Annotated in this window: 11 protein-coding genes and 1 pseudogene; 5 read left to right on the top strand and 7 right to left on the bottom strand. The window is 63.7% G+C overall.

Annotation, left to right across the window (positions count from 1 at the left end; all coding sequences use genetic code 11):
• Window positions 1–43 precede the first annotated feature (43 nt).
• The 3 genes and pseudogenes from AC5PZ0_RS03775 to ypfJ all read right to left on the bottom strand — a co-directional run bounded on the left by AC5PZ0_RS03775 (window position 44) and on the right by ypfJ (window position 3,036).
• A complete protein-coding gene (locus tag AC5PZ0_RS03775) occupies window positions 44–1,081 on the bottom strand; it encodes a methyl-accepting chemotaxis protein (protein ID WP_454244220.1) in 1,038 nt (345 codons plus the stop codon).
• A gap of 84 nt (window positions 1,082–1,165) precedes the next feature.
• Window positions 1,166–1,963 (bottom strand): annotated as a pseudogene (locus AC5PZ0_RS03780) (methyl-accepting chemotaxis protein); the annotation flags it as partial.
• 182 nt (window positions 1,964–2,145) lie between these two features.
• Window positions 2,146–3,036: a KPN_02809 family neutral zinc metallopeptidase gene (ypfJ, locus tag AC5PZ0_RS03785; RefSeq protein ID WP_099430441.1), complete on the bottom strand. Its 891-nt coding sequence runs from the start codon at window positions 3,034–3,036 to the stop codon at window positions 2,146–2,148.
• A gap of 199 nt (window positions 3,037–3,235) precedes the next feature.
• Here ypfJ and pcaH point away from each other — a divergent pair, with 199 nt between their 5' ends.
• Window positions 3,236–3,955, top strand: a complete 720-nt coding sequence (gene pcaH, locus AC5PZ0_RS03790) for a protocatechuate 3,4-dioxygenase subunit beta (RefSeq protein WP_027595440.1) — start codon at window positions 3,236–3,238, stop codon at window positions 3,953–3,955.
• Window positions 3,956–3,965: 10 nt separating this feature from the next.
• Window positions 3,966–4,571 carry a protocatechuate 3,4-dioxygenase subunit alpha gene (gene pcaG, locus AC5PZ0_RS03795; protein WP_099430440.1) on the top strand — a complete coding sequence of 202 codons (606 nt, stop codon included), beginning with the start codon at window positions 3,966–3,968 and terminating at the stop codon, window positions 4,569–4,571.
• A gap of 38 nt (window positions 4,572–4,609) precedes the next feature.
• On the opposite strand, the gene trmA is transcribed toward pcaG, so the two are convergent.
• The 3 genes from trmA to AC5PZ0_RS03810 form a co-directional block, all read right to left on the bottom strand.
• Window positions 4,610–5,695 (bottom strand): tRNA (uridine(54)-C5)-methyltransferase TrmA, encoded by a 1,086-nt coding sequence (gene trmA, locus AC5PZ0_RS03800; RefSeq protein WP_274888358.1) that lies wholly within the window; start codon window positions 5,693–5,695, stop codon window positions 4,610–4,612.
• Window positions 5,692–6,987, bottom strand: a complete 1,296-nt coding sequence (locus AC5PZ0_RS03805; protein ID WP_265970198.1) for an NCS2 family permease — start codon at window positions 6,985–6,987, stop codon at window positions 5,692–5,694. Before AC5PZ0_RS03805 ends, trmA begins: the two co-directional genes overlap by 4 nt.
• A gap of 320 nt (window positions 6,988–7,307) precedes the next feature.
• Window positions 7,308–8,528 (bottom strand): MFS transporter, encoded by a 1,221-nt coding sequence (locus AC5PZ0_RS03810; RefSeq protein WP_027595436.1) that lies wholly within the window; start codon window positions 8,526–8,528, stop codon window positions 7,308–7,310.
• A 354-nt stretch (window positions 8,529–8,882) separates the two neighbouring features.
• Here AC5PZ0_RS03810 and AC5PZ0_RS03815 point away from each other — a divergent pair, with 354 nt between their 5' ends.
• Genes AC5PZ0_RS03815 through AC5PZ0_RS03825 form a run of 3 tightly spaced genes read left to right on the top strand, consistent with a single transcriptional unit; the run spans window position 8,883 to window position 11,495 of the window.
• Window positions 8,883–10,319, top strand: coding sequence for a cytochrome ubiquinol oxidase subunit I (locus tag AC5PZ0_RS03815; RefSeq protein ID WP_027595435.1), 1,437 nt, complete (start codon window positions 8,883–8,885; stop codon window positions 10,317–10,319).
• A 3-nt stretch (window positions 10,320–10,322) separates the two neighbouring features.
• Window positions 10,323–11,330, top strand: a complete 1,008-nt coding sequence (gene cydB, locus AC5PZ0_RS03820) for a cytochrome d ubiquinol oxidase subunit II (RefSeq protein WP_027595434.1) — start codon at window positions 10,323–10,325, stop codon at window positions 11,328–11,330.
• A gap of 9 nt (window positions 11,331–11,339) precedes the next feature.
• Entirely contained in the window at window positions 11,340–11,495 is a 156-nt protein-coding gene (locus AC5PZ0_RS03825) for a DUF2474 domain-containing protein (protein ID WP_081717522.1), read from the top strand.
• 155 nt (window positions 11,496–11,650) lie between these two features.
• Here the strand turns inward: AC5PZ0_RS03825 and AC5PZ0_RS03830 are convergent, their stop codons facing one another.
• Entirely contained in the window at window positions 11,651–12,775 is a 1,125-nt protein-coding gene (locus AC5PZ0_RS03830) for a methyltransferase (RefSeq protein ID WP_454242938.1), read from the bottom strand.
• Between the last annotated feature and the right edge of the window lie 62 nt (window positions 12,776–12,837).

Consider the following 12,837-nt stretch of genomic DNA (forward strand, 5'->3'; position numbering starts at 1 on the left):
TACCTGGGTTTGGCGCACGGAGTGTGCGCCCGCCGTGGTTGAATCAAACGCGGAACTGGCTCACCAGCATCTGCAACTGCCCGCCCAACCGCGCCAGCTCAACGCTGGACGCCGCCGTCTCGTTATTGGCCGCTGCCGTCTGCTCGGACACATCCCGCACGTTCAGAATGCTCCGGCTGATTTCTTCGGCCACCGCGCTCTGCTCTTCCGCCGCCGCCGCAATCTGCTGGTTCATCGACTGAATGCTCGACACCGTGCCGGTGATGCTTTCCAGCGAGGCGCCGGCCTTGCGCGCCAGTTCGACACTGCTGTCGGTCAGGGTCCGGCTACCCTGCATGGCCGTCGCCACTTGCTGGGTGCCGTGCTGCAGGCTGGCAATCAGCTCTTCGATCTCTTCGGTGGACTTCTGCGTGCGCTGGGCCAACCCACGCACCTCGTCAGCGACCACGGCAAAGCCACGGCCCGCCTCGCCGGCACGGGCCGCTTCGATCGCGGCGTTGAGTGCCAGCAGGTTGGTCTGGTCGGCTACCGACTTGATCACGTCCATCACGCTGCCGATCTTCTGGCTTTCTTGTTGCAGCAGGTTCATGGCCTCGGTGGAGCGGTGCATTTCTTCGGCCAGGCGTTCGATTTGGCTGATCGCCTCACCGACCACCTGATCACCCGCGCGGGCTTCGTCATCGGCACCGGTGGCGGCATGCGAGGCCTGCTCGGCGTTGCGCGCGACTTCCTGAACCGTGGCCGCCATTTCGTGCATTGCAGTGGCGACTTGGTCGGTCTCGACTTTCTGGCTGTTGGCCCCTGCGCTGGTTTGCTCAGTGACCGCCGACAGCTCTTCGGCAGCGCTGGCGATCTGGGTGACGCCGTCGCGGATGCCGCTGATCAGCTCGCGCAGGGTGGTGCCCATGCGGGCGATGCCCTGTTGCAATACGCCCAGTTCATCACGGCGGGTGACGCGCAGGTCGTGCGTCAGGTCGCCGCCCGCGATGCGCTCCACCGCTTGCAAGGTTTCCTGCAGCGGGCGGGTGATCTGCCGGGTGATGAGTACCGCGGCCAGTACGCCGACCAGCAACGCCAGCAAGGTCGCGATGGCCTGCAGGCTACGGGCCTGCGCACTCTCGATGTCGCGGCGCTCCAGCTGGATTTTGTACAGCGCGTCGCTGGTCTTGACGATGTCGGCGCCTTGGACAGTCATTTCAGCGCGCGCGCTGGTAATGCTGGCCAGCGCATCACGGAACTGGCGCACGGCGTCTCGGTAGGCCAGCACCGACTGTTCGAACTGCTGCAGACGCGCGTCGGCGGCCGGCAGCCGGCGCTTGAGGTTGTCGGCCTCGGCCAGCGCCGCTTCGAGCTGGCGCAGGGCGGCCTGTTCATTGGTCGCGCTGTTATCGGCCATGTAGCCGCGCACGTCGATGCGTACCTGCAGCAGTTGCTGGCGGGCCTTGCTGATCAGCTGGTACTGGGCCAGGCGCACGCTGTCGGTTTCGGGGCGTGCCATGACTTCCTGGCTAAGGGCGTCCATGGCCTGGTCGGCCTTGGCGCCCGACGCATTCATGGCATCACGCGCGGCCCGGGTGGCGTTGTAGCCCGTGCGCATGGTGGCCAGCGAGACCTTGTACTGGCTGATGGTCTGCCCCAGTTCGTGCAGCAGCTTGACGTTGTCCGGGCTCTTGAACGTGCTGACCAGGCGTTGTTGCTGGTTACTGAAGGCATCGAGCTTGTTCAGCGTGTTGGCCGCCGCCGCATCATCGCCGTTGGCAATCATGTACTGCAGGCGGGCGATGCGCAGGTCAGTCAGGTCCTTGTTGAGCTGGTTGATATCGCTCATCCAGTTGCTGCGGTCGATCAGGCTGCCCAGGCTGGTCCAGCCGGTCAGGGCCAGCAGGCCGGTGAGGATCAGCACCAGGCCGAAGCCCAGGCCGAGTTTGAGGTTGACGCTGATGTTGGCAAACCAGCTGTTCATGCACGCACTCCAGAAGTTGTTTTCGCTCTCTTGATCGTCGATCGCAAGGCGTTGTTGTTCTGGATGCCCGCTGATTCGTGCAGGGGTTATCGGCAATGATCAGGGAAGCTGAAACGCTTTTTCAGCAGATTTGTAACTTGTCGTTAGGGTGAGGCTGGGGCTGCCAGGCAGCCCCGGGCGTGTCAGAGGTTACGGGCACTGAAGGTATCGCAGCTGTTCACTTCGCCCTCGGCAAACCCCGCCTTGAACCAGCGCACACGCTGCGCCGAGGTGCCGTGGGTGAAGGAGTCGGGCACCACGCGGCCCTGGCCTTTTTGCTGCAGGCGGTCATCACCGATGGCATTGGCCGCGTTCAGCGCTTCCTCGACGTCACCCGGCTCCAGCCAGTTCAGGCGTTTTTGCGCTTGGTAGGCCCACACCCCTGCCAGGCAGTCGGCCTGCAGCTCCTGGCGCACCAGCAAGCCGTTGTCGCCTTCCATGCGCTGGCCATTGCGGCGGGCGGCATCGACCTTGGCCGACACGCCGAGCAGGGTCTGCACGTGGTGGCCGATCTCGTGGGCGATGACGTAGGCCTGGGCAAAGTCACCCGCAGCCGCGAAACGGGTTTCCATCTCGCGGAAGAACGACATGTCCAGGTACACCCGCTGGTCGGCCGGGCAATAGAACGGGCCGACGGCCGCCGAAGCGAAGCCGCAGGCCGAGTTGACCTGGCCGCTGAACAGCACCAGTTTGGGGTCGCGGTACTGCTTGCCCGCCTGGGAGAACAGTGCTTTCCAGGTGTCTTCCGTGTCACCCAGCACCGAGGCGACGAAGTCGGCCTGCTGGTCATTGGCTGGCGGCGCCTTGCCGCCTGCGCCACTGGGCGCCTGTTGCTGCTGCTGGGTCATCTGCCCGGTGAGCTGGCCGAGTATCTGCAGCGGGTCTTGCCCGGTCAGCCAGCCAATGCCCACGATCAGCAGGATGGCCCCCAGCCCGAGGCCCTTGCCGCCGCCGAAGCGCATGCCGCCACCACCGCCACCTTCACCTCGGGCATCGACCACGTTGTCGCTGCGTCGGCCTTTTCGCCATTCCATGAATGCTCTCCGGAGCGTGAAACAAGAAGACAAAGATTAGTTCACCAACGGGGAGGGTGTCAGACAAAGGTGTTAACCCATAACCATATGGTTATGTATGTGAGGGCTGATTTCAGTATTCATCCCGTGCGGCTTATCTGAAACTGTAAGTCCGCCTGCCCTGCAAGGCGTCCAGATAATTCCAAGAGAGGAAAACGGCATGCCCGCCCAGGACACCAGCCGCTTCGTGATCCGTGATCGCAACTGGCACCCCAAAGCCCTGACCCCCGACTACAAGACCTCCATTGCCCGCTCGCCGCGCCAGGCATTGGTCAGCATCCCGCAGTCGATCAGCGAAACCACCGGCCCGGACTTCACCCACCTGGGTTTCGGCGCCCACGACCATGACTTGCTGCTGAACTTCAACAACGGTGGCCTGCCGATTGGTGAGCGCATCATCGTTGCCGGCCGCGTGGTCGATCAATACGGCAAGCCTGTGCCCAATACCCTGGTGGAAATGTGGCAGGCCAACGCTGGCGGCCGCTACCGCCACAAGAACGACCGCTACCTGGCACCGCTGGACCCTAACTTCGGTGGCGTCGGCCGTTGCCTGACCGACCGCGACGGCTACTACAGCTTCCGCACCATCAAGCCGGGGCCATACCCATGGCGCAACGGCCCGAACGACTGGCGCCCGGCGCACATCCACTTCGGCATCAGCGGCCCATCGATTGCGACCAAGCTGATTACCCAGCTGTACTTCGAGGGTGACCCGCTGATCCCGATGTGCCCGATCGTCAAGTCGATCGCCAACCCAGAAGCCGTGCAGCAGTTGATCGCCAAGCTCGACATGAGCAACGCCAACCCGATGGACTGCCTGGCATACCGCTTTGATATCGTGCTGCGCGGCCAGCGCAAGACCCACTTCGAAAACTGCTGAGGACCCCGCCATGCCAATCGAACTGCTGCCGGAAACCCCTTCGCAGACTGCCGGCCCCTACGTGCATATCGGCCTGGCCCTGGAAGCGGCCGGCAACCCGACCCGCGACCAGGAAATCTGGAACCGCCTGGCCAAGCCAGAGGCGCCGGGTGAACACATCCTGTTGATCGGCCAGGTCTATGACGGTAACGGGCACCTGGTGCGCGATTCGTTCCTGGAGCTGTGGCAGGCCGATGCCGCCGGCCAGTACCAGGATGCATACAACCTGGAAAACGCCTTCAACAGCTTCGGCCGCACCGCTACCACTTTCGATGCCGGTGAGTGGACCGTGCAAACGGTGAAGCCGGGTGTGGTGAAGAACGCGGCCGGCGTGCCGATGGCGCCGCACATCAACATCAGCCTGTTTGCCCGTGGCATCAACATCCACCTGCACACGCGCTTGTATTTTGATGATGAAGCCGAAGCCAACGCCAAGTGCCCGGTGCTCAACCTGATCGAGCAGCCGCAGCGCCGTGAGACGTTGATTGCCAAGCGTTGCGAAGTGGATGGGAAGACGGCGTACCGTTTCGATATCCGTATTCAGGGGGAAGGGGAGACGGTGTTCTTCGACTTCTGAGTTATTGGGGGCTGCAAAGCAGCCCCAATTTCTACCAATCAACGCCGAACCAGCAAAACCCCACTTTCCATGTGATGGGTATACGGGAACTGGTCAAACAACGCACAACGCTCGATGCGGTGTGTGTCCTGCAACTGCTCAATGTTCGCCGCCAGCGTTTCCGGATTGCACGAGATGTACAAAATCCGCTCGAAGCGCCGGGTCAGCTCGCAGGTATCCGGGTCCATCCCCGCACGCGGCGGGTCGACGAACACGGTACCGAACGCGTAACTTTTCAGGTCGATCCCTTCCAGCCGACGGAACGGGCGCACGTCATTCAGCGCCTGGGTCAGCTCTTCAGCCGACAGCCGCACCAAGCGCACGTTATCCACACCGTTCTCATCAAGGTTGCTCAGCGCAGCATTGACCGAGGTCTTGCTGATCTCGGTGGCCAGCACTTGGCGCGCACGGGTGGCCAGTGGCAGGGTGAAGTTGCCGTTGCCGCAATACAGCTCCAGCAGGTCATCCTCGCGCTCGCCCATGGCGTCGAACGCCCAGCTCAGCATCTTCTGGTTCACCGCGCCGTTAGGCTGGGTGAACGCGCCTTCCGGCTGGCGATAGCTGAACACACGGCCCGCCACGTCCAGTTTCTCTACCGCGTAATCACGGCCAATCACCAGGCGCTTGCCCTTGGAGCGGCCGATCAGGCTTACCCCCAGTTCTTCGGCCAACTGCCGCGCCGCCACTTCCCAGGCCTCGTCCAGCGGGCGGTGGTAGCACATCGTGACCATCGCATCGCCGGCCAGGGTGGTGAGGAACTCCACCTGGAACAGGCGATTGCTCAGTGCCTCGCTGGCCTGCCAGGCCGCCTTCAGGCGCGGCATCAAGTCATTGATGCGCTTGCTGGCGATGGGGAAGTCGTCGATCAGGATCGCCTTGTGCTTCTCGCCCGGGGCGAACATCGCGTAGTGGCGCTGGCCGTCCTCGCGCCACAGGCGGAACTCGGCGCGCAGGCGATAGTGCTCGCGCGGCGAATCGAAAACAGCCGGTTCCGGCGCGCCGAACGGCGCCAGCAGCGCGCGCAGCCGGGCAACCTTGGCGTCCAGCTGGGTGGCGTAGGAGGAGGGGTCGAAAGCAGCACTCATGCGTTGAACCAGCCCAGCTTGATGACGAACAGGATGGAAAGGATTACCAGGGCCGGGTTCAGGTCGCGGTGGCGACCCGAGATCAGCTTGACGGCGGTCCAGGAAATGAAGCCGAAGGCGATGCCGTTAGCGATCGAGTAGGTCAGCGGCATGGCCAGGGCGGTCACCACCACAGGTGCGGCTTCGGTGACGTCGTCCCAGTTTATTTCCGCCAGGCCCGAGGCCATCAGCACGGCGACAAACAGCAGCGCTGGCGCCGTGGCGAAGGCCGGTACGCTACCGGCCAGCGGTGCGAAGAACAGCGCCAGCAGGAACAGCACCGCAACCACGACGGCAGTCAGGCCGGTGCGCCCGCCCGCGCTCACGCCGGCAGCCGATTCGATGTAGCTGGTGGTGGTCGAGGTGCCCAGCAGCGAGCCGGCCATGGCGGCGGTGCTGTCGGCGATCAGGGCGCGGCCCATCTTCGGCATGTGGCCGTCCTTGCCCATCAGGCCGGCGCGTTTGGCCACGCCGATCAGGGTGCCGGAGTTGTCGAACAGGTCGACGAACAGGAAGGCGAAGATGACGCTGACCAGGCCCACATCCAAGGCACCGGCGATGTCCAGCTGGAGGAAGGTCGGTGCCAGCGATGGCGGCATGGACACGACGCCGGCGAACGGCGTCACGCCCATCGCGATCGCGGCGATGGTCACGGCCAGAATGCCGATCAGCACCGCGCCGCGAACCTTCAGCGATTCGAGGCCGACGATCAGGAAGAAGCCCAGGGTGGCGAGGATCGGCGCCGGCTGCTTGAGGTCGCCCAGGCCTACCAGGGTGGCCGGGTTATCGACGACGATGCCTGCGTTATGCAGGGCGATCAGCGCCAGGAACAAGCCGATACCGGCGGCAATGGCCGAGCGCAGCGGCAGTGGGATGCTGTTCACGATCCATTCGCGAATGCGGAAGATCGACAGCAGGAAGAACATCACCGCCGACAGGAACACCGCGCCCAGCGCGACCTGCCAGGTGTGGCCCATGTGCAGGACCACGGTGTAGGTGAAGAAGGCGTTCAGGCCCATGCCCGGCGCCAGGGCGATCGGGTAGTTGGCGATCAGGCCCATGGTCGTCGAGCCGATGGCCGCGGCCAGGCAGGTGGCGACGAAGATCGCACCTTTGTCCATGCCGGTCTCGCCGAGGATGCTCGGGTTGACGAACAGGATGTAGGCCATGGCCAGGAAGGTGGTGACGCCCGCAAGAATCTCGGTGCGCACATTGGTGTTGTGTGCTTTTAGTTGAAACAGCCTTTCCAGCATGCCCGCTCCCCAAGGCGCCCCCGGCGCCGTGATTTGTATCGACCCCATCAGCAAAGCACAGACCGTACCGGTTGCCGTGGTTTTATCTGGGGCGGAAAAAAGCCGCGCATCATACCAGCATGCATGGCGGGGGCCTATGGCCATTGGGGAATGGGATTTTGCAAACCCACGCCACCCTCAACGCCTGTGCTGAAAACCGTGTAGGAGCAGCCTTGTGCTGCGAAGAGGCCGGTCTGACAGACGATTTTTTATGGCAGTAAGGGCCTCTTCGCAGCACAAGGCTGCTCCTACAAGGCTCCGCGCAGGGCCTGGGCCGGTGATCAGCCGCTGTGCAACCGATCGCGTTTGGCCAACGTTGGGAACAGTTTTATCCACACCCCGGTCACCACCAGCGTGCCCACGCCACCGAGCACCACCGCCGGCACTGTGCCAAACCAGTGCGCCGTGACCCCCGATTCGAACTCGCCGAGCTGGTTCGAGGCACCGATGAACAAGCCGTTGACGGCGCTCACCCGCCCGCGCATTTCATCTGGCGTTTCCAGCTGCACGAAAGAACTGCGAATGACCATGCTGATCATATCCGCAGCACCTAGCACCACCAGCACCGCCAGCGAGAACCAGAACGACGTCGACAGGCCAAACGCGATGGTCGCCACGCCAAATACGCCCACCGCTGTGAACATGGTGCGCCCGACCTTGCGCTCGAACGGGAAGCGCGCCAGCCACAGCGACATCAGCAACGCGCCCACCGCCGGTGCCGAGCGCAGCAGGCCCAGGCCCCAGGGGCCGGTGAGCAGGATGTCCTTGGCGAACACCGGCAACAGCGCGGTCGCGCCGCCCAGCAGCACGGCGAACAGGTCGAGCGAAATGGCCCCGAGAATGTCTGGCCGGCTGCGGATAAAGCGAATACCGGCCAATAGCGACTCCAGGCTGGCACGGCCGCGTTGGGCCACTTGCTGGCGCGCGTCCAGGCTCAAGGTCAGCACGCAAGCGATGGCGTACAGCCCTACGGTCGGCCCATACACCCAGATGCTGCCAAAGGCATACAGCAAGCCGCCCACCGCCGGGGCGACGATGGTGGCGGCCTGGGTCGCCGAGGCCGAGGCTGCCACTGCCCGGGGGAACAACCCCGGCGGCACTACGTTGGGCAGCAGGGCCTGGGTCGCCGGCATCTCGAACGAACGTGTCGCGCCCAGCAGGAAGGCCAGGGCGAAAATCAGCTCGCGGCTGACGTTGTCGGTGGCGCTGCCCACCGCCAGCGCCAGGGCAATCAACCCCTGCAGGCTCTGGCACAGGGCGGCGACCTTGCGCCGGTCATAGCGGTCGGCAACATGCCCGGTGTGCAGCATGAACAGCACGCGCGGGGCGAATTCGACCAGGCCGACCAGGCCCAGGTCGAGCACATTGCCGGTGAGCTGGTAGAGGTGCCAACCGATGGCCACGGTGAGCATCTGGAAGCCGCTGGCGGTAAACACACGGGCCAGCCAGAAGGCGATGAAGGGGCGATGATGACGCAACAACTGCGGTGCGGAATCGGACATCGGAAACCTGTGGCCTCGGCGCAGTAGAGGGGGCGGCAGATTATCATCTGTTTGTAACAAGCAGTTACTGTTTGCCGTAATCGGCACTTTTTCACGGTTTATGTAAGAGGGTGGGGCAACGGGTCACGCGGCAATCAACCACACGGCCCGCCTGGCCATTCAGGACTATGCTTCCAGTCAGTCGTTGACCTGGATCAATCGTTGTAAATGCAACGATCAGCCGACGATGTGGCCTTTGGGCCGGAATCCCTGCGATTGCACAGAACAATTCCAACTCGCCGCACTCGATACCGTGGGGGCAGTAGGCGCCAGGGCCACGAGCCCGAACGCCGGATTATCTGAAGAGGAAGCACTATGTTCGGTTTAGAGGCCCTAGATCTCGCCCGAATCCAGTTTGCATTTACCGTGTCCTTTCACATCCTGTTCCCGGCCATCACCATTGGCTTGGCGAGCTATCTGGCGGTCCTCGAAGGCCTTTGGCTGCGGACCCACAACCAGGTCTACCGTGACCTCTACCACTTCTGGTCGAAAATCTTCGCCGTCAACTTCGGCATGGGCGTGGTTTCTGGCCTGGTCATGGCCTATCAGTTCGGCACCAACTGGAGCCGCTTCTCCGATTTCGCCGGCGCCGTCACTGGCCCCTTGCTCACCTATGAGGTGCTGACGGCGTTCTTCCTCGAGGCAGGCTTCCTGGGCGTCATGCTGTTTGGCTGGAACCGTGTCGGCCGCGGCCTGCACTTCTTCGCCACAGTCATGGTGGCGCTCGGCACGCTGGTCTCGACCTTCTGGATCCTGGCCTCCAACAGCTGGATGCAGACCCCGCAAGGCCACGAGATCATCGATGGCCGCGTGGTACCGGTGGACTGGCTGGCGGTGATCTTCAACCCCTCGTTCCCCTACCGGTTGATGCACATGGCCACGGCCGCGTTCGTCGCCACTGCCTTCTTCGTCGGCGCCTCGGCGGCCTGGCACCTGCTGCGCGGGCGTGACAACCCGGCCGTGCGCAAGATGCTGTCGATGGCCATGTGGATGGCGCTGATCGTTGCGCCGATCCAAGCGGTGATCGGTGACTTCCACGGGCTCAACACGCTCAAGCACCAGCCGGTCAAAATTGCCGCCATCGAGGGCCATTGGGAGAACGTGCCGGGCGAACCGACCCCGTTGATCCTGTTCGGCATCCCTGACATGAAAGCCGAGACCACGCGCTTCAAGGTCGAGATCCCAGCCCTCGGCAGCCTGATCCTGACCCACAGCCTGGACAAGCAAGTGCCCGCGATGAAGGAATTCCCGGCAGCGGACCGGCCCAACTCGACCATCGTGTTCTGGTCGTTCCGGGTCATGGTCGGGCTTGGCTTCCTGATGATCTTCGTGGGCCTGTGGAGCCTGTGGCTGCGCAAGCGCGGCACGCTCTACAGCTCCAGGCCGTTCCTGTACCTGACCCTGTGGATGGGGCCTTCCGGCCTGATCGCCATCCTGGCCGGCTGGTTCACTACCGAAATCGGCCGCCAGCCGTGGGTGGTGTATGGCCTGATGCGCACCTCCGAAGGGGTCTCCAACCACAGTTACGTTCAGCTCGGCTTTACCCTGGTGGCGTTCGTGGTGGTGTACTTCGCCCTGTTCGGCACCGGCCTCGGCTACATGATGCGCCTGGTGCGCAAAGGGCCGAAGACGGGCGAGGGTGATGAACCCAACCCAGGTGGCCCAGGCCAGAAACGCACGCCGGCGCGGCCGCTGTCCGCCGCCGATGATGGCCATGAGGCCAACACCGTCAGCCTGAGCAAGGGGAACTGAGCCATGGGTATCGACCTTCCGCTGATCTGGGCCGTGATCATCATCTTCGGCGTCATGATGTACGTGGTGATGGATGGTTTCGACCTGGGCATCGGCATGCTCTTCCCCTTCGTCAAGGGCGAGCGTGACCGTGATGTGATGATGAACACCGTCGCCCCCGTGTGGGACGGCAACGAGACCTGGCTGGTGCTGGGCGGCGCCGGGCTGTTCGGGGCCTTCCCGATGGCCTATTCGGTGGTGCTCGAAGCCTTGTACCTGCCGCTGATCCTCATGCTGATCGGCTTGATCTTCCGCGGCGTGGCCTTCGAGTTCCGTTTCAAGGCCAAGGATGACAAGCGGCACATCTGGGACAAGGCGTTCATTTGGGGTTCGTTGATCGCGACCTTCTTCCAGGGCGTTGCGCTGGGCGCGTTCATCGAGGGCTTCAAGGTGGTTGACCGCCACTATGCCGGTGGCACCCTCGACTGGCTGACCCCGTTCAGTGTGTTCAGCGGGTTGGGCCTGATCGTCGCCTACACCCTGCTGGGCTGCACGTGGCTGATCATGAAGACCGAAGGGCCGCTGCAATTGCAGATGCATGACCTGGCCAAGCCGCTGGCGCTGGTGCTGCTGGTGGTGATCGGTATCGTCAGCCTGTGGACGCCGATCGCCTACCCGCAAATCGCCGACCGCTGGTTCAGCATGCCTAACCTGATCTGGTTCATGCCGGTGCCGATCCTGGTGCTGGTGACCTTCTACGGGTTGCTCAAGGCGGTCGCGCGCAATGCCAACTACACGCCGTTCCTGCTGACTTTGGTGCTGATCTTCCTTGGCTACAGCGGCCTTGGCATCAGTGTGTGGCCAAACATCATCCCGCCGTCGATCTCGATCTGGGATGCCGCGGCGCCGCCGCAGAGCCAAGGGTTCATGCTGGTGGGTACGTTGTTCATCCTGCCGTTCATCCTGGGGTACACCTTCTGGAGCTACTACGTGTTCCGCGGCAAGGTGACCCATGAAGACGGCTATCACTAGGAGGCGCGCATGATGACCGGCAAGCATGGCTTGGAAGAGAAGAAGCCACTGTGGCAGCGCCTGGGTTGGCTGGTGCTGATCTGGGCAATGAGTGTGGCGGCCCTGGGTGTGGCGGCCTATGTGATGCGCCTGTTCATGGGGGCAGCAGGCCTCACCACCCATTGATCAAAAGGGTTTAGCCCTTCCTTGTAGGAGCAGCCTTGTGCTGCGAAGAGGCCAGTGGCAGCACGTAGATTTTCGCTGCTGTCACCGGCCTCTTCGCAGCACAAGGCTGCTCCTACCTGGGTTGCGAATGCCTGAATTTAGGCAGTCGCAGATTGTTACTTGCGGGCCTTGAGGATCACGAACTTCGGCGTCGCCGCCACTTGTTCAACCCCGCGGAACAGCCGCGCCAGCTTGCTGTGGTAACCCAGGTGGCGGTTACCGACGATGTACAGCGCACCCCCCACCACCAATGCCTCGCGGGCCTGCTGGAACATGCGCCAGGCCAGGAAGTCGCCGACCACTTGTTGCTGGTGGAACGGCGGGTTGCACAGCACCACGTCCAGCGATTGTTTTTCCACCCCGGCCAAGCCATCGGCCGCCAGCATCACTGCCGGGCGCTCGCCCAGCGCTGCCTGCCAGTTTTCGCGGGCCGATTGCACCGCCATGTACGACTCGTCGACCAGCGTGTAATGGGCCTCAGGGTTATCCAGGGCACTGGCGATCGCCAACACGCCGTTGCCACAGCCCAGGTCCGCAACACGGGCGGCGCCCAGGTTGCGCGGCAGGTGCGGGAGAAACGCACGGGTGCCGATATCCAGGCCATCGCGGCAGAACACATTGGCGTGGTTGACCAGTTCCAGCGCCGGCGATTCGAGCTGATAGCGGCTAGGGTAGGGCGAGCGCGCAGTCGGGCGCTCGGCAACGGTGGCCGTCAGCAGGCGGGCTTTTTTTTGCGCCAGTGAGGCCTGTACCGGGCCGATGTACTTCTCCATCAGGTCACCCGCCGCGCGTGGCAGGTGCTTGATCATCGCCCCGGCGATCACCTGCGCGCCGGGCGCCAGGTGGCCCTGCAGGCGGATGAGTTGTTCTTCGAGCAAGGCCAGGGTCTTGGGCACACGCACCAGTACGCGGTCGAACGGGCCCTGCCACCGCTCACTGGCCGGCACGAACGGCACGCTGTCGAACGGCTTGCCGTTGCGGGCGAGGTTTTTTTCCAGGGCCAGGTGCGCCAGGTGCGAGTCGCCGCTGCTGACCACCGCAAGTTGCCCGGCGAGGCTGGCGGCTAGGGCGCCGAAGCTGTCATTGAGCACCAGTACCCGGCAGTTCGCGTCAGGCGCCTGCTCATGCAGTTGCGCGAGCAGGTACTCGTCGGCGGCATCGAAGGCCTGCAGCGGGTCGTTGGCCTGGTCCGGCTGGCGGATCAGGTCGAGTTCGGCGTAGGGGGTGGTCAACAAGGGCATGGCGTCTGGCTCGGGTACGAATCTGCCCGTTGCGGATCGCCACGGGCTTTGCCGCGCAATTC

It is taken from the genome of Pseudomonas sp. 5.2, assembly GCF_059025405.1.